Origin of the sequence: Burkholderia sp. NFPP32, from assembly GCF_900119325.1 — a bacterium.
GTDB lineage: Bacteria > Pseudomonadota > Gammaproteobacteria > Burkholderiales > Burkholderiaceae > Burkholderia > Burkholderia pyrrocinia_C.
In genome coordinates, this window is record NZ_FPJP01000010.1 from 66743 (window position 1) to 83528 (window position 16786).

At 68.9% G+C, this 16786-nt stretch carries 19 protein-coding genes; 9 read left to right on the forward strand and 10 right to left on the reverse strand.

What is annotated here, in order from left to right:
- The first annotated feature begins 12 nt into the window (after nt 1-12).
- A complete protein-coding gene (locus BT264_RS19710; RefSeq protein WP_072440163.1) occupies nt 13-597 on the forward strand; it encodes a TetR/AcrR family transcriptional regulator in 585 nt (194 codons plus the stop codon).
- A gap of 59 nt (nt 598-656) precedes the next feature.
- Here BT264_RS19710 and BT264_RS19715 read toward each other — a convergent pair whose 3' ends face one another.
- Complete coding sequence (locus tag BT264_RS19715) at nt 657-1235, reverse strand: hypothetical protein (RefSeq protein WP_072440161.1); 579 nt, start codon at nt 1233-1235, stop codon at nt 657-659.
- 26 nt (nt 1236-1261) lie between these two features.
- Between BT264_RS19715 and BT264_RS19720 the strand changes: the two genes are divergently transcribed.
- The gene (locus BT264_RS19720) at nt 1262-1501 is read left to right on the forward strand and encodes a hypothetical protein (protein ID WP_143155749.1); all 240 of its coding nucleotides are present in this window, start codon (nt 1262-1264) and stop codon (nt 1499-1501) included.
- 15 nt (nt 1502-1516) lie between these two features.
- Here the strand turns inward: BT264_RS19720 and BT264_RS19725 are convergent, their stop codons facing one another.
- Together BT264_RS19725 and BT264_RS19730 are read right to left on the reverse strand one after the other, a co-directional pair.
- Nucleotides 1517-2296 (reverse strand): YhfC family intramembrane metalloprotease, encoded by a 780-nt coding sequence (locus tag BT264_RS19725; protein WP_072440157.1) that lies wholly within the window; start codon nt 2294-2296, stop codon nt 1517-1519.
- A gap of 34 nt (nt 2297-2330) precedes the next feature.
- Nucleotides 2331-2861: a GNAT family N-acetyltransferase gene (locus tag BT264_RS19730; RefSeq protein WP_072440156.1), complete on the reverse strand. Its 531-nt coding sequence runs from the start codon at nt 2859-2861 to the stop codon at nt 2331-2333.
- Between the two features lie 188 nt (nt 2862-3049).
- Between BT264_RS19730 and BT264_RS19735 the strand changes: the two genes are divergently transcribed.
- The 3 genes from BT264_RS19735 to BT264_RS19745 all read left to right on the forward strand — a co-directional run bounded on the left by BT264_RS19735 (nt 3050) and on the right by BT264_RS19745 (nt 4484).
- Nucleotides 3050-3415 carry an ArsR/SmtB family transcription factor gene (locus BT264_RS19735; RefSeq protein WP_072440154.1) on the forward strand — a complete coding sequence of 122 codons (366 nt, stop codon included), beginning with the start codon at nt 3050-3052 and terminating at the stop codon, nt 3413-3415.
- On the forward strand, nt 3387-3872 hold the full coding sequence (locus BT264_RS19740) for an SRPBCC family protein (RefSeq protein ID WP_072440152.1): 486 nt from the start codon (nt 3387-3389) through the stop codon (nt 3870-3872). Before BT264_RS19735 ends, BT264_RS19740 begins: the two co-directional genes overlap by 29 nt.
- Before the next feature lie 135 nt (nt 3873-4007).
- Nucleotides 4008-4484, forward strand: a complete 477-nt coding sequence (locus tag BT264_RS19745; RefSeq protein WP_034181826.1) for an SRPBCC family protein — start codon at nt 4008-4010, stop codon at nt 4482-4484.
- A 27-nt stretch (nt 4485-4511) separates the two neighbouring features.
- Here BT264_RS19745 and BT264_RS19750 read toward each other — a convergent pair whose 3' ends face one another.
- The 4 genes from BT264_RS19750 to BT264_RS19765 all read right to left on the reverse strand — a co-directional run bounded on the left by BT264_RS19750 (nt 4512) and on the right by BT264_RS19765 (nt 9309).
- Complete coding sequence (locus tag BT264_RS19750; protein ID WP_072440150.1) at nt 4512-5642, reverse strand: amidohydrolase family protein; 1131 nt, start codon at nt 5640-5642, stop codon at nt 4512-4514.
- A gap of 1 nt (nt 5643) precedes the next feature.
- Nucleotides 5644-6951 (reverse strand): MFS transporter, encoded by a 1308-nt coding sequence (locus BT264_RS19755; protein WP_072440148.1) that lies wholly within the window; start codon nt 6949-6951, stop codon nt 5644-5646.
- Nucleotides 6952-7033: 82 nt separating this feature from the next.
- Nucleotides 7034-8326, reverse strand: coding sequence for a CaiB/BaiF CoA transferase family protein (locus BT264_RS19760; RefSeq protein WP_072440146.1), 1293 nt, complete (start codon nt 8324-8326; stop codon nt 7034-7036).
- Complete coding sequence (locus BT264_RS19765) at nt 8323-9309, reverse strand: hydroxymethylglutaryl-CoA lyase (protein ID WP_072440144.1); 987 nt, start codon at nt 9307-9309, stop codon at nt 8323-8325. The genes BT264_RS19760 and BT264_RS19765 overlap by 4 nt, the downstream gene beginning before the upstream one ends.
- Nucleotides 9310-9481: 172 nt before the next feature.
- Between BT264_RS19765 and BT264_RS19770 the strand changes: the two genes are divergently transcribed.
- The 3 genes from BT264_RS19770 (at nt 9482) to BT264_RS19780 (ending at nt 12292) form a co-directional block, all read left to right on the forward strand.
- Nucleotides 9482-10297: an IclR family transcriptional regulator gene (locus BT264_RS19770; protein WP_072440142.1), complete on the forward strand. Its 816-nt coding sequence runs from the start codon at nt 9482-9484 to the stop codon at nt 10295-10297.
- Between the two features lie 149 nt (nt 10298-10446).
- A complete protein-coding gene (locus BT264_RS19775; RefSeq protein ID WP_072440140.1) occupies nt 10447-11085 on the forward strand; it encodes a 2-hydroxychromene-2-carboxylate isomerase in 639 nt (212 codons plus the stop codon).
- 514 nt (nt 11086-11599) lie between these two features.
- Nucleotides 11600-12292 (forward strand): phosphatase PAP2 family protein, encoded by a 693-nt coding sequence (locus BT264_RS19780; RefSeq protein WP_072440138.1) that lies wholly within the window; start codon nt 11600-11602, stop codon nt 12290-12292.
- Between the two features lie 100 nt (nt 12293-12392).
- Here BT264_RS19780 and BT264_RS19785 read toward each other — a convergent pair whose 3' ends face one another.
- The gene (locus tag BT264_RS19785) at nt 12393-13052 is read right to left on the reverse strand and encodes a glutathione S-transferase family protein (protein WP_072440136.1); all 660 of its coding nucleotides are present in this window, start codon (nt 13050-13052) and stop codon (nt 12393-12395) included.
- 125 nt (nt 13053-13177) lie between these two features.
- On the reverse strand, nt 13178-14248 hold the full coding sequence (locus tag BT264_RS19790; protein WP_072440134.1) for a rhodanese-like domain-containing protein: 1071 nt from the start codon (nt 14246-14248) through the stop codon (nt 13178-13180).
- A gap of 397 nt (nt 14249-14645) precedes the next feature.
- On the opposite strand from BT264_RS19790, the gene BT264_RS19795 reads away from it, so the two are divergent.
- Complete coding sequence (locus BT264_RS19795) at nt 14646-15554, forward strand: HTH-type transcriptional regulator ArgP (protein WP_072440132.1); 909 nt, start codon at nt 14646-14648, stop codon at nt 15552-15554.
- Between the two features lie 31 nt (nt 15555-15585).
- Here BT264_RS19795 and ltaE read toward each other — a convergent pair whose 3' ends face one another.
- Nucleotides 15586-16599: a low-specificity L-threonine aldolase gene (ltaE, locus tag BT264_RS19800; RefSeq protein ID WP_072440130.1), complete on the reverse strand. Its 1014-nt coding sequence runs from the start codon at nt 16597-16599 to the stop codon at nt 15586-15588.
- Between the last annotated feature and the right edge of the window lie 187 nt (nt 16600-16786).

Here is a 16786-nt window from a genome sequence, read left to right on the forward strand (position 1 = left end):
GGGGAGGGATCGATGGGCGTGTCAAGACAGCAGGCTGCCGAGAACCGGAGCGCGATCGTCGCGGCCGCCGAGCGGCTGTTCCGCGCGCGCGGCGTCGACGCCGTGGGGCTGACGGAGCTGATGAAGGAAGCCGGTTTCACGCAGGGCGGGTTCTACAACCACTTCAAGTCGAAAGATGCGCTGGTCGCCGAGGTGATGGAAAAGGCGATGCAGGACCGCGCGGATTCGCCGAACGCCGGCAGTCTCGCCGCACAGGTGGCGTCGTATCTGTCGGCGGCGCATCGCGACAATGTCGAGGCCGGGTGCCCGCTGTCCGGTTTCGCGGGCGACGCACCGCGACTGACCGAGGCGGCGCGCGCGTGCTACGCGCACGGCCTCGCCGCGTATCTCGACCGGCTGGAACGAATGGTGGCGACCGAAGGCGCGACGCCGGAACAGACGCGCCGCGACGCGCTCGCGGTCTTCAGCCAGATGGTCGGCGCGCTGGTGCTGTCGCGCGCGATCGCCGGCACCGATCCCGCGCTGGCCGACGAGATCCTCGACGCGGGACGGGATACGCTCGTCGACGGACGCGGCGGTTCGTTTGCGCCGGCGTAACGAAGCGCGGCGGTGCGCTTCCTGCGTTCCTGCGCTTCCTGCGTCCCTGCGTTCGTGCGCTATTCGACCGCCCGCGCGGCATCCCACAGCGGCTGTCCGCCCAGCGCCGCATGCCACGCATCGAAACGCGCGCGCCACGATTCGAACGGCTCCGTCAGCGGATGGCGCGGATCTTCGCTGAGCGAATACGCCATCCCTTCGATCAGCCAGCGCGGCTTGGTTACGACGGCCAGGTTGCCGAGCACTTCCGCCTGGCGGTGATGGATCAGTTCGTGCGCGAGAAAGTAGGTCTGCCAGCCGCGCGGCGCGACGACCACGCCGAAATTCCCGAGCGTCAGCGCCGCGCGCGTGCCGAGGCCGAATGCGTCAGCGCATGCGCGCGTCGAACAGAACACGACGCGCGGCGCGGCGCGGAACGCGCCGACGGCCGCCGCCGCGCGCGCATAGCCGTCGCGATAGAGCTGCTGCGCGTCGCCGAGCTTCGCGGCATCGTCCGTGCAGATGCCTGCGCTCGGGCAGGACACGCCGGGGATCAGCGCGGGCGCGACGATGCGTAGCGGCTTGACGAGCGCGTACGCGGCAATCGGCAGTGCGACGAGCAGGCCCGTGAGGGCGAAAGCGACATGGGAGCGTTTCATCGAGGCGGCGGTTCCGTGGCGTTTTGTTGGAGTTCTTCCTGCGCGAATATATCGGACCGGCACGGTTGCCGGCCCTGTTTTTCTTTCTGAACGGCTTCAGGCGCCGCCCGGCTCTCGACTCTCGGCGAGACCGGGGACACGCCCCGGCGCTCGCCGGCATCGGCATCGCAATCGTCACGGCCGGCATGGCCTTGAGCCTCGCCAGCCGGTGGCGAACCGGAGAACGGCCGGCGATCCGGCGACCGAACCTCGCCGCGCACGGCTGAAACGGGCGACGCGCGTCAGGCGGCGTGCCCGATGTCGCCGGCGCCCGCCCCCCATCGGCTCCAGCGAATGCCCAGCCGCAGGAGCGCGGCACCGCACGCGAACAGGATCGCCTCGACCAACACGGTATCGACATGCCAGTACCGCGTCAGCAGCACGGCGACGAGGTCGAACATGAAATGGATCGCGATCGCATACGCCAGCCAGCGCTTGGTGCCGCGCACGAATGCCTGCAGCACGATCAGCGACAGCCCGACATGCGCAGCCAGCGCACTCGTGCGTTCGAGCAGCGCGAGAAACGGCGACACGAGCGTCATGCCCGCGAACTGCGGCCCGATCAGCGACTGCGCGCCCTCAGGCACGACGACGCCCGCGTGCGCGAGCAGGTAACCCGTGCCGAGCGCGAGAAACCCGACGCCGACCAGCAGCATCGCCTCCAGCCCGCCGTGCCCGAGCCCGAGCATCACGGCCGCCTGTGCGTCGCGCCGCTTCGGCAGCAGATACCGGAACGCGACCCAGCGCCCGCATTCCTCGAAGAGCCCGGCCGTCAACGCCGCGAACACCAGCATCGGCACATGCCAGCGCGGGTCGTGAGCGAGCCAGCGGTACAGCGGAATCTGCCACGACATGCGCAGCACCGGCTGGAACACGAAGAAGGTCAGCATGCCGTAGCAAAACACGCGCAACGGTACCTGCGTGCGGCGTCGCCACGCGACCGCGAGCAACACGGGTGCAAGCAACGCGACGATACCGGCCGCGAGCGCGACGAACAGGAGAGCCGGTGAGACGGGATGCATGGCGGATGCCGATGAGCGGCGCCAACGCGCACCGCTACGCGAGCTGCTTGTGGAAAAACGTCGTCGCGCAGAGCGCGCCGTCGGGCATCAGCGCATAGTTCGGCACGACGCCGACGCGCTGCCAGCCTGCCCGCTCGTACAGCCGCTCGGCGTCGCCGCCCGTCACGGTGTCGAGCACGAGCACGGTCTTGCCGGCGTCGCGCGCGGCCGCGTCGGCCGCCGCCATCAGCCGCGCGGCGACGCCCTGCCGGCGCGCGTGCCGCGACACGAGCATCTTCGCGATGTCCGCGCGATGCGGCTGGTTCTCTGGCTGCGCGGTCACGACCTGCACGGTGCCGACAATCCGGCCGGCCGCATCCTCGGCGACGAGCAGGATGCGCTCGCCGTTCTCCACGCCGTCGGCCACGCGCGTCCAGAATGCGACGGCGGTCGGCCGCTCGATCGGCAACATGAAGCTGACGGACGCGCCGCCCTCGACGCAATCGATCAGCACGTCGGCCAGCGCGTCGACACAGGCCCTCGCGTCGCGCGCGCCGACGCGGCGGACGGTAACAGGTTCGGTCATGCCATCTCCTATAGTCGGCCGGGCCGCACACGTTCGTTCGGCGTGCGTCCGACTGGAAAACGCCCACCGGTCGTCGAGGCTTGCGCAACGGCGGCAGGCGTCCGGCAACGCGGCACAGGTCGGCGCGTGTTGCCGCCCCATCATCCTACGCGACGAAAATGTCCGCTGCATCGCCTATACTTAGCCGCATGGCTAACTTTCAACCCGGCATCAGCGACGTCTTCCACGCCCTCGCCGACCCGACGCGCTGCGCGATCGTCAGCGCGCTCGGCCAGGGCGAGCGGACCGTCTCCGCGCTGGCAGCGCCGTTCGACATGGCGCTGCCGTCGTTCATGAAGCATGTCGCCGTGCTCGAGCGCAGCGGCCTCGTCCAGACCCGCAAAACCGGCCGCTCGCGCACCTGCGCGCTGGTCGGCAGCCGGCTGACCGAGGCCGAGGAATGGCTCGCCGCGCAGCGTGCGCTGTGGGAAGCGCGATCCGATCGTCTCGTCGAATTCGTCGAACGCCGTCACCAGGAGGAGCAAGATGTCAGCAAGCCACGTCGAACCCGCTGAAGCCCACGATCTCGTCATCACGCGCACGCTGCGCGCGCCGCGCCAAGCGCTGTGGCGTGCGTGGACCGACCCCGAGCTGTTGAAGGAATGGTGGTGCCCGAAACCGTGGACCACCGAGGTGCGCGCGTTCGACCTGCGGCCGGGCGGCGCCTTCCACACGTTCATGCGCGGCCCCGATGGCGGCACGAGCGACAATCCCGGCTGCTTCCTCGAAATCGTGCCCGAAGCGAGCATCGCGTTCACGTCGATGCTCGCGGGCGGCTGGCGGCCGCAGGTGCCGTGGCTGGGCTTCACGGCAATCATTACGATGGCCGACGACGCCGCGGGCAGCCGCTACGAGGCGCGCGTGATGCATCCGGATGCCGCGACGCGCGAGCGTCACGAAGCGCTCGGCTTCTTCGAGGGCTGGAACACCTGCATCACGCAGCTCGACGCATTCGCGGCCACGCTGCGCTGAACGGCTGAACGGCTGAACGCGGGCGAGCGCGCGGTCATTGCATGCCGCCCCGCCCGCGCCTACGATTCCTGAAGGAAGCACGACGACACGCCGGCATCCGGCGTGCACCGTCGCGCGCGCTCCGCGGGAGGCGACATGTTGCATACGCACACGCATTCGACCCGGGTCAGCCGGCACCTGAACGCACCGCGCGGACGCGTCTACCGCGCGCTGCTCGATCCGCACGCGGTCGAGCAATGGAAGGTGCCCGACGGCATGACGTGCCGCGTGCATGCGTACGACGCGCGCGAAGGCGGCGCGCTGCGCGTGTCGCTGAGCTACGACGCGCCGTCGGCCGACACCGGCAAGACCACCGCGCGCACCGATACCTACCACGGCCGCTTCGTCACGCTCGTGCCGGACCAGCAGATCGTCGAGATCGACGTGTTCGAGACCGACGACCCGATGCTGCGCGGCGCAATGACGATCACGATCACGCTGTCCGACGAAGCGGACGGCACGCGCGTGGATGCCGTGCACGACGGGATTCCGCCCGGCGTGCCGGTTGCCGACAACGAGACCGGCTGGCGCATGGCGCTGGCGAAGCTCGCGGCGCTGGTCGAGGCAGGGTGAGCACGCGCGGGCGCGCCGCGACACGCGTCAGCCGAGCCGGTAAGCGCGCGTGACCGTGCCGCGGAACAGCGCGTCGCGCTCGTCCGGGCTCGCATGCGCGGTCAGCCGCTTGAACGCATTCCAGCCGTTCACGTACGAATACGAGCCCTTGTCGACCGGGAAATTGCTCTCGAACATGCAGCGCTCGGCGCCGAACGCTTCGATACAGGTCAGCATCCACGGCTTCCACGCGTCGGCGAGCTGCTCGGAAGACGGCGGCCGCGCGCCCTTCTCGAAATCGAAACCGTTGATGCGCATCCCGAGCCCGCCGACCTTCACGTACACGTTCGGCAGTTGCGCGAGCGTGCGCATCGACGCCCGCCAGCGCTCGAACACCTCCGGCCGCTTGTCCGCGTAGCTCGCGATCCGCACGACGCCGCCGCAGTGATTGACGACGATCCGCGTATCGGGGTTCGCCTTCGCAAGATCGAACAGCTCGGGCAGTTGCGGAAAGAACAGCCACGCGTCATACGACAGCCCGAGCGGCGCTAGCTGCGCGACGCCGGCCCGGTACGCGGAATCGAGCAGCAGCCCGCGCGGCACCGCCGACAGCGGATTGGCGAGCGTCGGATCGGCATCCCACGTGGTCAGGTGCCGAACCCCGCGAAACCGCCCGCGCCCCGCTTCGAGATGCGCGTCCAGCACGTCGCGCACGCGTTCGCCGAGCCGCAGGTCCGCGTGACCGACGATGCCTTTCGCGACGGCAGGACGGCCGTGCTGGAGTGACTCGGTCACGCCGGCGACATAGGCTGTCTCGCCTGCCGGCTTCAGCTCGGCCGGGCCGGAATCGCGATAGCGTGTCTGCGCCTGCATGTAGACGGACGCCTGGATGTTGTGGCCCGAGCGCGCGTCCTGCAGATAATCGTCGAGCATGTAGATCCAGCCCGGCCGTTCATAGAAATGATGATGCGCGTCGACGATCGGCAGGTCGGGCTCGAGCGCGGGTTCGAGCGCCGACGCGAGCCAGTCGGGGCGGACCGCGAGATAGTTGCCTTGCGTCGTCATGCGGGAAGCTCCATCGTGGGCCGGCGTTTGCGTATCGGCGAACGCGGGCAGCGCGAGCGACGCGGCGGCCGCGCCGAGCAGCCGGCGTCGCTTGATCGAAATCGTCGTGCTCATGTCATTCGCTCCGGTCGAACGCATACAGCGACAGCGTGAGCAGCGTCGTGATCGCGAGGACAATGGCAAGGCCCAGCATGCCGGCCGTGAAGGTACCGAAGCTGTCCTTCAGGTAGCCGACGAGATAAGGGCCCGCGAAGCCGCCGAGCGCACCGATCGAGTTGATCAGAGCCAGCCCGCCGGCCGCGGCCTGGCCGGACAGGAAGCGCGAAGGCAGCGTGTAGAAGATCGTGCGGCCGGCAATCGTGCCGATCAGCGCGAGCGTGATGCCGACGAGCGCGGGACCGAGCGTCAGGAAATGCGTCGATACGCCGAGCGCCACCGCGCCGATGAACAGCCCGATCGCGAGGTTCGCGACAGGGCCGCCGCGACGATCCACCCGCTTCGCCCACCACAGCAGCGCGACCGTCGCGAAGAAGTACGGCACCGCGGACAGCCAGCCCGTCTGCATCGTCGACATGCCGTGCGCCTTCAGCATCTGCGGCAGCCAGATGCCGATCCCGTACGAACCCATCGTGAAGCCGAACGAGATCAGCGCGAGCACGTACACGCGCACGTCGCGCAGCGCGACGCCGAATTGCTTCTTCCGTCCGGCGGCCGCGCCTTCGCGCTCGAACGCGCGCTGCAGCGCGGTACGCTCGTCATCCGACAGCCAGGCGGCATCCGCCGGCGAATCGGACAGCAGCTTCAGCACGACAAAACCGAGTGCGCACGCGGGCAGCCCTTCGACGATGAACATCCACTTCCAGCCCGCGAGCCCGAGCGCGCCGTCGAGCTGCAGCAGCCACGTCGACAGCGGGCCGCCGATCAGCGACGACAGCGGCGTCGACACGGTGAACCATGCGAGCACGCGCGTGCGGTAGCGCGCCGGGAACCACACGGCGAGGAAGAAAATCACACCCGGAAAGAACCCGGCCTCGCCGATGCCCAGCAGCAGCCGGATCGCGTAGAAGCTCGTCGGCCCGGTCGCGAGCGCGGTCGCGGCCGCCATCAGCCCCCACGTGATCATGATGCGGGCGAGCCAGCGGCGCGCGCCGAAGCGGTACAGGGCAAGGTTGCTCGGCACCTCGAACACGCAGTAGCCCGCGAACATGATCCCCGCGCCCCAGCCGAACTGCGTCGCGGTCAGCCCGAGATCGCGGTTCATCGTCAGCGCCGCGAATCCGACGCTCGTGCGGTCCAGATAGTTGAAGAAATACGCGAGCGCCAGCAGCGGAATGAAGCGCCATGCGGCCTTGCGCACGGCCCGTTGCTCGACCGATGCGTCGGTCTCGCGATCGGCGGCCAGCGCCGGGGAAGCGGATGTCATGGTTGTCTCCGTGGATGCAGCGATCCGCGTCCGCGCGTCGCGCGGCCGGGTGCCTTTGTTCGTTCGATGGATCGCGGCCGCGCTACGCGCTCGCCACTTCGTTCGGCGAAGGCGCGCCGCCCGGCCCGTCGCCGTGTGCTGCACCGTCCGCGCCGTACTGCCCTGCGACGACGCCCGCTTCGATCAGCGCACGCGCGTCGTCCGGCGCATAGCCGAGCTCGCCGAGCAGCGCGCACGTGTCCTGGCCAAGCGCCGGCGGCGCCGAGCGCAGCCGCAGCCGCTCGCCCGCGAGCGTCAGCGGCAGCAGCGCGGTGCGCGTGTCGACCGGCCGGCCTGCACAGCTCGCGTCGGCCGGCAGCGTCACCGCTTCGAGGCCACCGGTCGCCAGCAGATGCGGATCGTCGAACAGGTCCTGCGGCTTCGTGATCGGCGCATAGGGCAGGCCGATCGATTCGAAGATCGCGCCGATCTCCGCGGCCGAATGCGGCGCGAGCCGCGAGCGCAACGCGGGCAGCAGCCACTCGCGCGCCTGTACGCGCAGGTTGTTGGTCGCGAGGCGCGGATCGTCCTTCAGCGCCGCAAAGCCGAACGCATCGCAGAACAGCGCCCACTGCGTATCCGACACGACCGCGAGAAAGATCTGCTCGCCGTCCTTCACGGAGAACACGTCGTAGACGGCCCACGCGGAAATCCTGCTCGGCATCGGCGACGCGGCCTGCCCCGTCACCGCGAACTGCATCATGTGCTGCGCGACGAGGAACACGTTGTTCTCGAACAGCGAACTCTGCACCTGCTGGCCGCGGCCGGTGCGCTCGCGCTGCGCGAGCGCGGCCATCGCGCCGATCGCGCCGAACATGCCGCCCATGATGTCGTTCACGCTCGAGCCCGCGCGCAGCGGCCGGCCCTCGGGGCCCGTCATGTAGGCCAGGCCGCCCATCATCTGCACGACCTCGTCGAGCGCCGTGCGATGCTCGTACGGCCCCGGCAGAAAGCCCTTGTGCGACACGTACACGAGGCGCGGATTCAGCGAGGACAGCGCCGGATAACCGAGGCCGAGCCGGTCCATCGTGCCGCTCTTGAAGTTCTCGCTGAAGACGTCCGCGGTCGCGACGAGCCGCCGCACGATCTCCAGCCCGCGTGGATCCTTCACGTCGACCGCGAGGCTCTTCTTGTTGCGATTGAACATCCCGAAGAAGCCCGCGCCGGAGCCGCGCAGCGCACGCGTGCTGTCGCCCGCGATCGGTTCGATCTTGATGACTTCCGCGCCGAGATCCGCGAGCAGCATGCCGCAGGTCGGGCCCATCACCATGTGCGTCATCTCGATCACGCGCACGCCTTGGTACGGCAGTGCCGCAGCAGGTAGCCGGCCGTTCATTGCGCGACTCCCGTCAGGCATCCTTCCGGTTGAGCGGCTGTCGGAGAGCGGCCGTCCGCATAGCGGAAGCCCTTCGGCAACCCGGCGTCCGGCACGTGGCCGTACAGCGCCTCGGACGGCAGCGCGTCGTGCAGGATCGCGCGCGCGGCGAGCAGCGCGTCGACGTCGACGCCCGTGTCGACTCCCATCGATTCGAGCAGGAACACGAGATCCTCGGTGACGATGTTGCCGGTCGCGCCCGGCGCATACGGGCAGCCGCCGAGCCCGCCCTGGCTCGCGTCGATCGTGGTCACGCCCGCGTCGAGCGCCGCGACGACGTTCGCAAGACCCTGCCCGCGCGTGTTGTGGAAATGCGCGCCGCCCGCCTTGTCGCCGACTTCGCGCCGCAGACGCGCGAACAACCGACGCACCTGCACCGGGTTCGCGTAGCCGCTCGTATCGGACAGCCCGATTTCGTCAACGCCGCATTCGGCCATCGCGACGGCCATCGCGATCGTCTCGTCGTCGCTGACGGCGCCCGCGATCGTGCAGCCGAACGCGACCGACACGCCCGCCTCGATCTGAACCGACGGAAACCGCGCATCGCGCAGCGCGACGATCGCGCGCACCTCGTCGATCATCTGCGCGGGCGTCTTGCGGATGTTCGCCAGCGAATGCGCTTCCGTCACCGATACCGGCAGCGTCAGCTTGTGCACGCCTGCGTCGAATGCGCCCTCGGCGCCGCGCAGGTTCGGCGCGAGCGCGGCGACATGCAGCCCGGGAATCGCCAGCGCGTGCGCGACGACTTCGCGCACGTCGGCCATCTGCGGCAACAGCCTGGCCGGCACGAACGACCCCACCTCGATCTCGCGCAGGCCGGCCGCGGCCAGCGCGGTGATCCAGCGCAGCTTGCCGGCGGTCGGCATCACGATCCTGATGCTCTGCAGGCCATCACGCGGCCCGACCTCGCTGACCAGCACCTTCGGATATTCGGAAACGCTCATTCGATACCTCGTTGTTCTATCTGAAAGAACATAGTTCTGTTAGACGGAACTCTAGACGCGCGTCAAATGAGCTGTAAGCGGGGTATACCCGTGAAATTGCGATTTTCTGGAACTTGAGTTCTGTCAGGCAGAACGATATAGTCGGTCGACCATCATCCGAAGGAAGCAGGCAGTGCCTACCACTCAAGCAGATCACGCCGGCGACGGGCCCGATTCAGCGGCCGATGCCTCCAGCGGTGTCGCCGTGCTCGATCGCGCGTTCGCGATCCTCCGTGCATTCGGACCGACCGACGACCGGCTGTCGCTCGCCGAGCTGTCGCGTCGCACCGGGCTGTACAAGAGCACGATCCTGCGTCTGCTCGCCGCGCTCGAACATGGCGGCTTCATGCGCAAGCTCGACGACGGCCAGTACGCGGTCGGGCACGAGCCGCTGCGGCTCGCCGCGCTGTACCAGCGCTCGTTCCGGGTCGGCCCGGTGGTCGAGCCGCTGCTCGAGACGCTGAGCCGCGAACTCGGGGAAACCGCGTCGTTCTACGTGCGCCAGGGCGACATGCGCTCGGTGCTCTACCGCGTCGAGCCCGCACGCGCGGTGCGCGTGTCGATTCGCGTCGGCGAGGAGTTTCCGGTTCGCCAGGGCGCGTCCGGGAAGGTGCTGATGGCGTTCACCGACACGCAGGACGCACGCTGGAACGACGTGCGCGAACGACTGTGGGCCGCATCGTACGGCGAGCGCGACCCCGAGACGGCGTCGGCGTCCGTGCCGGTGTTCGATGCTGCCGGCGCATGCGTCGGCGCGCTGACGGTGTCGGGCCCGAAATCGCGGCTCGCCGCCGCGCCGACGATGGCGGCGGCGCTCGCGATGCTGCTGCCGCTCGCGCAGAAAGCGACCGTTGCCCTCGGCGGCGCAGGCGCACGCTACGACGCAGCCGCCGTGCGCGACAGCCTCGCTCGGCTCGCGCCGGCAGCAGACGACGCCGCGGGGTCGTAGCCGGCCGCGCGCGCGTCCGGCCGCGCAGCGCAGGGCAGCGCAAAAGGCGACCGCATGCGACACTGGCCGCCGATGCACGCATCGCACGCCACCCGTATGCGCACCATGCGTGCAACCGTCAACCGGCCATGCACAAGAGGGCATCCGCCATGAACGCCGCGCGCACCGCCACCTGGTATTTCGATTTCGTTTCGCCGTTCGCCTACCTGCAGCAGGAACAGTTCGACCGGTTGCCGCCCGCCGCGGCGTTCGAGCCGCGGCCGATCGTGCTCGGCGCGCTGCTCGCGCACTGGGGCCAGAAAGCGCCGGCGGAGATCGCGGCGAAACGCGTCTTCACCTATCGCCACGCGCAATACCGCGCGGACAAGCTCGGCATCCCGTTCCGGATGCCGCCGGCACACCCGTTCAACCCGATCAAGCCGCTGCGCCTCGCGATCGCGATGGGCAATTCGCTCGATGCGATCCGGCAGATTTTCCGGCATATCTGGCGCGACGGCCATGACGTATCGACACCGGAAGGCTTCGCCGCGCTGTGCGAAGCCGTCGGCTTTCCGGAAGGCGTGACTGCCGTCGAAACACAGCCGGTGAAGGACGCGCTGCGCGCGAATACCGATCGTGCGATCGCGCACGGCGTATTCGGCGTGCCGACCTTCGAGCTCGACGGTGACCTGTTCTGGGGCGAGGATGCGACCGACATGTTCGCCGACTGCGCCACGTCGCGCACATGGCTCGACTCGCCCGAGGTGCGCCGCATCAGCGCGCTGCCCGAAGGAATCCAGCGCGTCTGACGGCGCGACCCACGCCGCCCGGGTCAGACTTCGCGCGCTTCGACGGGCCCCGGCACCGCCTCGCCCATCATCGCGACGAACTGCACGACCGCGTTGCGCCGGCAAAACGGGCAGGCCCACCGGGCTTGCCCGCCTTTTCTTTTTATTTTCGACCGGCGCATGCGTCATGCCTCGCATGCCTGACAGATTCGCACAGCGAGCAACCCGCATTCGTTCACCCGGCGCAAGGTCCGCATCGGCTTGCCAAATTGTCCAGCTTAACCAAATATTTTTCCGGCGCCCGTGCGCATCGATGCACAAACATCGGATGATTCGCCCCTGCCCCGCCGCTCGGCACGCTCCCATCCGGCCCCACCGAACAGCCCCGTTTTATCAGGGGATTCCCGGTATTTTTTTGCATTTTCTTCGAAATTACGGGTGACATACTTGCCCCCCGTTGCGCTCCGGTACGAGCGCGCTTCCAGATCCTGCCGGCCGCACGCCGCGTGCTGCGCATCCGCCGGGGTCACAGAACATGAACAATTTCGACACCACGATCCAGATCTTCCTCACCCACGTGACGTTCGGCCCGCTGATGAATCACGCGATTCGCGTGATCGCCGGCCTGTACACGTTCAAGGGCTTCGTGCTCATTCCCGTGCTGTGCTGGCTGTGGTTCCAGCCGGGCCCGAACCGCGAGCGGCAACGCGAACTGGTTATCGCGACGGTCGCGAGCGGGCTCATCGCACTCGCGATCGGCCGGCTGCTCGCGCAAGTGCTGCCGTTCCGCGTGCGGCCGATCTACAACCCCGACCTGCACCTGCACTTCCCGTCGGCCGGGCTGCGCGCGGCAACGCTGCAGGCGTGGAGTTCGTTTCCGAGCGATCACGCGATGCTGTGGATGGCGATCGCGACCGGCATCTTCATCATCGCGCGCCGCGCCGGCGTGTTCGCGCTGCTGTATTCCGTCGTGTTCATCTGCGTGCCGCGCGCGTATCTCGGCTTTCACTATCCGACCGACCTGATCGCCGGCGCCGCGATCGGCATCGCGATCGCATGGCTGCTGACGCGCGACGCGGTCCGGTCGGGCTTCGCACCGCAGGTGCTGGGAATGATCCGGCGCTTCCCCGCGCCGGCCTATACGCTCGCGTTCCTGCTGTGCTTCGAGCTGATCACGCAGTTCGACGAACTGCTGACGCTCGCACAGTCGGCCACGCAAACGATGTAACGGGCACGCGCCGCGATGCTGCCGCTGCTTTCTTTCCGACGCCCCGGCACGCGCTGCCGGCCGTGCGCGGCGGCCGCGCGCCGAGCGACGGCCGCGCCAATCAATCTCGATCGGGCGCGCCGAGTGGAAAGAACGAGCGAAACGGCCGCGCCTCGTCGACCGCTCTCGCGAACGACGGCCGCGCAAGCAGACGCTTCCGATACGCGATCACGTTCGCGAACGACGGATCTATCCGGTGCGTCCAGTCCGCGTAGAACAGGAACGGTGCCGCGCCGCAATCGGCGAGGCTGAAGCGGTCGCCCGCCGCCCATTCGCGATCGGCCATCTTCTTTTCCAGCCACGCATACGACGTTTCGAGCATCGCGCGCGCATCGGCGACCCCGCGCGCATCGCGCTCGGCTTCCGGCCGCAGCGCGTCGTACACGACCTTCTGCTGCGGCGTCGACACGTAGTTGTCGAAGAAGCGATCCATCATCCGCACCTCGAGCGCCGCGTGCGGATCGTCGGGCAGCAGGCGCACCGGGCCCGGATGGTTCAGGCCGAGATACTCGATGATGATCGACGCCTCGACCACGGTGCGGCCCGCATCGACGAGCACCGGAAAACGCTTCAGCGGCCACAGCGCGGTCAGCTCCTGCATCGGCTTCGGATCATCGTGCGCGAGCACGCGATACTCGAACGGCGTGCCGTTCTCGTACAGCGCGGTCAGCACTTTCTGGCAGTAGGACGAAAAGGGATGGGCGTAAAGCGTCGGCATCATCGTGCGGTCTCTCAGGGTTTCGGCGCTGCGTCATGCGGCGCCACATGATCTCGGATACCTTGACGACGAACGGCGACCGGCCGTTTCGACACCAGTCCGGAATTTTTTTTGCGCGGCCTCGGGCGCTACGACCGGCCGTCCATCACGACGCGCCCTTCGGCGCGCCAGCGCAGCATCCCGCCGCCGAGATTCGCGACCGCATCGAAGCCGGCCTTCAGCAGGATCACGTTCGCCTGCGCGGACCGCCCGCCGGCGCGGCACACGGTCACGACCGGCCGGTCGCGCGCGATCTCGCCGGTGCGCGCGGCCAGTTCGCCGAGCGGAATCGGCATCGCGCCGGGCAAATGGCCGAGCGGGCCGGTGAATTCGTCCGGTTCGCGCACGTCGACGACCTGCACCGCCGGCAGATGATCCTCGAGCCATTGCGGATCGATTTCCCAGAAGCCGGCGAACGTATAGACGAGCGGCGCCCAGTCTGGCGACGCCTGCGCATCGGGCGCGTTCGCGGCGACGCCGCAATGCAGGTTCGCCGGCACCGCGACGTCGATCTGGCGCGGGTGCGCGAGCCCGAGATTGCGCATGTAGCCGGCGAAATCGTCTTCGCTGAGATCGCCGCCGAGACGCGGATTGAAGCGCCGCTCCTCGCCGACGCTCGTCACCGTGAGCCCGCGATAGTCGTGCGCCGGATACAGCAGGCACGCGGCCGGCAGCGTGAAGAGCCGGCCGTGCACCGCGCGATACAGCGCGCGCGGGTCGCCCTGCTGGAAGTCGGTGCGGCCCGTGCCGCGGATCAGCAGGCAATCGCCGGTGAACGCCATCGATTCATCGTCGAGCACGAGGCTGATGCAGCCGCTCGTGTGGCCGGGCGTCGCGCGCACGGTCAGGTAGCGCGAGCCGAATGCGCAGCGGTCGCCGTCGTTCAGGTAGCGGTCGGCGCCCTGCGCGCCGCTCTCGGCCGAGATCGCGATCGCGCTGCCCATGCGCTGCTTCAGCAGCCACGCGCCCGTCACGTGATCGGCGTGCACGTGCGTGTCGACGGTCGCGACGAGCCGCAATCCGAGTTCGTCGACGAGTGCCGCGTCGCGGCGCACCTGCTCGAACACCGGATCGATCAGCAGCGCTTCGCGCGACGCGAGGTCGGCGAGCAGATACGTGTATGTCGACGATTGCGGGTCGAAAAGTTGCCGGAAGATCATCGCGAAGTCGCTCCGTCGCCTGTTCAGGTTGGTGTTGTACGGCCCACGTGCCGTGCGTCGCCGACGCGCGTATGCGCGAGCACGAGTGCCGCCCCGTCCGTATGCCCGCCGCGCCGCATGATCCGCAAATTTACGGCTGCGTCTGCTGCGCATCGTCGTCCGGCACCGGCGTCGACATGATGACATCGACGCCGGGCAACCGGCATCGCACCTGCCGCGCTTCGCACATTGATATAGCGTAGATCAAAATGCACGCGCCGCCCCGGCGTCCCATACACGGCGACCGATTCCGATGACGAATGGCGCGCGGCGGGACGATTCGCCGCGCCCGGACGGCGGCGCGGGCTGCCTTACACTACGGCCTGTTCTCGTCCCCGTTCACAGGAATTCCGTTGACATGTCGCTGACGATCGATCCGAAGCAGGCCGCCGCGCTGCTGGCCGTCGCCGACACGGGCAGCTTCGAGCAGGCGGCCGTGCGCCTGCACGTGACCGCGTCCGCGGTCACGCAGCGGGTCCGCGCGCTGGAGGCGAGCCTCGGCACGCCGCTCGTGCTGCGCACGCGGCCGTGCCGCCCGACGGTGGCCGGGCAGCGCGTGCTGCAGCACCTGCGGCGCGTCGCGTTGCTGCAGGCCGACCTGCAAAGCACGCTCGCGACCGAGCGCGAATCGCCGATCTCCGTGACGATCGCGCTGAATTCCGACAGCCTCGGCACGTGGTTCCTGCCCGCGCTGACGTCCGTGCTCGCGGGCGAGCGGATCCTGTTCGAGCTGATCGTCGAGGATCAGGACCACACGTTCGCGCTGCTCGAAAGCGGGATGGCGGTCGGCTGCGTGACGACCGAGCCGAAGCCGATGCGCGGCTGCGTCGCGACGCCGCTCGGTACGATGCGCTACCGCCTGCTCGCGGCCGCCGCGTTCGCGGCGCGCTGGTTTCCGCGCGGGCTGAACCGCACGAGCGCACGCAACGCGCCCGTCGTCGCGTATTCGCGGCGCGACACGCTGCAGTCGTCGTTCCTGAAGGAGAAGTTCGGGTTGCCGGAAGGTGCATACCCGTGCCATTACGTGCCGGGCACCCATTCGCACTTCGCGGCGGTGCGGCACGGGCTCGGTTACGCGATGGTGCCGGAGCCGCTGATCGGTACCGCGCCGCTCGACGCGCAGGGGCTCGTCGATCTCGCGCCCGCGCATCCGACCGACGTCACGCTGTACTGGCACGCGTGGACCGTGCAGTCGCCGACGATGGCGTCGCTGTCCGCGCGGGTGGTCGAAGCAGCGCGCCGGTTGCTCGCGCCGCTGTCGAAATGACATGAGCCGGTGACGGCCCGGCTCTCGGCGGTTACGCGCGCCGCTGCGAGAAATACGCGCCGACCGCGTCGACGAACGTATCGATGTCCGCGCGCGACACGTCGCAGTGGGTGACGAAGCGCGACGCGTACAGCATCTGCGTGAGGATCCCGCGCTCCTTGAGCCACGCCTCGAGCGGCGCGCAATCGGCTTCGGGGAATTGCGCGAACACCATGTTCGTCGCATGCGACAGCACCTTAACGGATTCGATGCGCGCGAGGCCTGCCGCGAGATGCGCGGCATTTGCATGATCGTCCGCAAGCCGCTCGACGTTGTGGTCGAGCGCATACAGGCACGCCGCCGCGAGAATGCCCGACTGCCGCATCCCGCCGCCGAGCACCTTGCGCCAGCGCTGCGCGCGCTCGATCAGCGCACGACTGCCGACCAGCACCGAGCCGACCGGTGCGCCGAGCCCTTTCGAGAAGCAGATCGATACGGTATCGAACGGCGCACACAACTCGGCGATCGGGCGCCCCGACGCGACGGCCGCGTTGCATACGCGCGCGCCGTCGAGGTGCGCGGACAGCCCGCGGCTGCGCGCGAACGCGACGGCTTCCTGCACATAGCCTTCCGACAAGACCTGGCCGCCGATCGTGTTCTCGAGCGCGAGCAGGCGCGTGCGGGCGAAGTGATTGTCGATCGGCTTGATCGCCGCGGCGATCTTCGCGAGCGGCAGCGTGCCGTCCGGCGCGTTCTCGATCGGCTGCGGCTGGATGCTGCCCAGCACGGCCGCGCCTCCGCCTTCGTACTTGTAGGTGTGCGCGAGCTGGCCGACGATGTACTCGTCGCCGCGCTCGCAATGGGACATCAGCGCGGCCAGGTTGCTCTGCGTGCCGCTCGGGAAGAACAGGCCGGCTTCCTTGCCCGTCCGCTCGGCCACGGCCGCCTGCAGGCGCAGCACGGTCGGGTCGTCACCCCATACGTCGTCGCCGACTTCGGCGGCAGTCATCGCGGCCAGCATTGCCTGGCTCGGACGTGTCACGGTATCGCTGCGTAAATCGATCATCGCTTTGCCCTGAGTAAACGCGGACCGGAACCGATGCGCCCGGCCCTGCCGAAACGAGACTCAGAGTGTACGCAATTCACGCAGCGCGTGCCGACGGTCGAGCCGCGGCCCCCACCCGCCACGCCCCTCCCGCGCGGTCGCCCGCGCTACACGCTAACGCGTCGAAACGGATCGGCCGCGCACGGTG

Excerpts from the sequence above, each read along its gene's own strand:
- BT264_RS19710 (WP_072440163.1), top strand. The coding sequence starts at position 13 with ATGGGCGTGTCAAGACAGCAGGCTGCCGAGAACCGGAGCGCGATCGTC.
- BT264_RS19715 (WP_072440161.1), bottom strand. The coding sequence starts at position 1,235 with ATGAAACGCTCCCATGTCGCTTTCGCCCTCACGGGCCTGCTCGTCGCA.
- BT264_RS19725 (WP_072440157.1), bottom strand. The coding sequence starts at position 2,296 with ATGCATCCCGTCTCACCGGCTCTCCTGTTCGTCGCGCTCGCGGCCGGT.
- BT264_RS19730 (WP_072440156.1), bottom strand. The coding sequence starts at position 2,861 with ATGACCGAACCTGTTACCGTCCGCCGCGTCGGCGCGCGCGACGCGAGG.
- BT264_RS19735 (WP_072440154.1), top strand. The coding sequence starts at position 3,050 with ATGGCTAACTTTCAACCCGGCATCAGCGACGTCTTCCACGCCCTCGCC.
- BT264_RS19740 (WP_072440152.1), top strand. The coding sequence starts at position 3,387 with ATGTCAGCAAGCCACGTCGAACCCGCTGAAGCCCACGATCTCGTCATC.
- BT264_RS19745 (WP_034181826.1), top strand. The coding sequence starts at position 4,008 with ATGTTGCATACGCACACGCATTCGACCCGGGTCAGCCGGCACCTGAAC.
- BT264_RS19750 (WP_072440150.1), bottom strand. The coding sequence starts at position 5,642 with ATGAGCACGACGATTTCGATCAAGCGACGCCGGCTGCTCGGCGCGGCC.
- BT264_RS19755 (WP_072440148.1), bottom strand. The coding sequence starts at position 6,951 with ATGACATCCGCTTCCCCGGCGCTGGCCGCCGATCGCGAGACCGACGCA.
- BT264_RS19760 (WP_072440146.1), bottom strand. The coding sequence starts at position 8,326 with ATGAACGGCCGGCTACCTGCTGCGGCACTGCCGTACCAAGGCGTGCGC.
- BT264_RS19765 (WP_072440144.1), bottom strand. The coding sequence starts at position 9,309 with ATGAGCGTTTCCGAATATCCGAAGGTGCTGGTCAGCGAGGTCGGGCCG.
- BT264_RS19775 (WP_072440140.1), top strand. The coding sequence starts at position 10,447 with ATGAACGCCGCGCGCACCGCCACCTGGTATTTCGATTTCGTTTCGCCG.
- BT264_RS19780 (WP_072440138.1), top strand. The coding sequence starts at position 11,600 with ATGAACAATTTCGACACCACGATCCAGATCTTCCTCACCCACGTGACG.
- BT264_RS19785 (WP_072440136.1), bottom strand. The coding sequence starts at position 13,052 with ATGATGCCGACGCTTTACGCCCATCCCTTTTCGTCCTACTGCCAGAAA.
- BT264_RS19790 (WP_072440134.1), bottom strand. The coding sequence starts at position 14,248 with ATGATCTTCCGGCAACTTTTCGACCCGCAATCGTCGACATACACGTAT.
- BT264_RS19795 (WP_072440132.1), top strand. The coding sequence starts at position 14,646 with ATGTCGCTGACGATCGATCCGAAGCAGGCCGCCGCGCTGCTGGCCGTC.
- ltaE (WP_072440130.1), bottom strand. The coding sequence starts at position 16,599 with ATGATCGATTTACGCAGCGATACCGTGACACGTCCGAGCCAGGCAATG.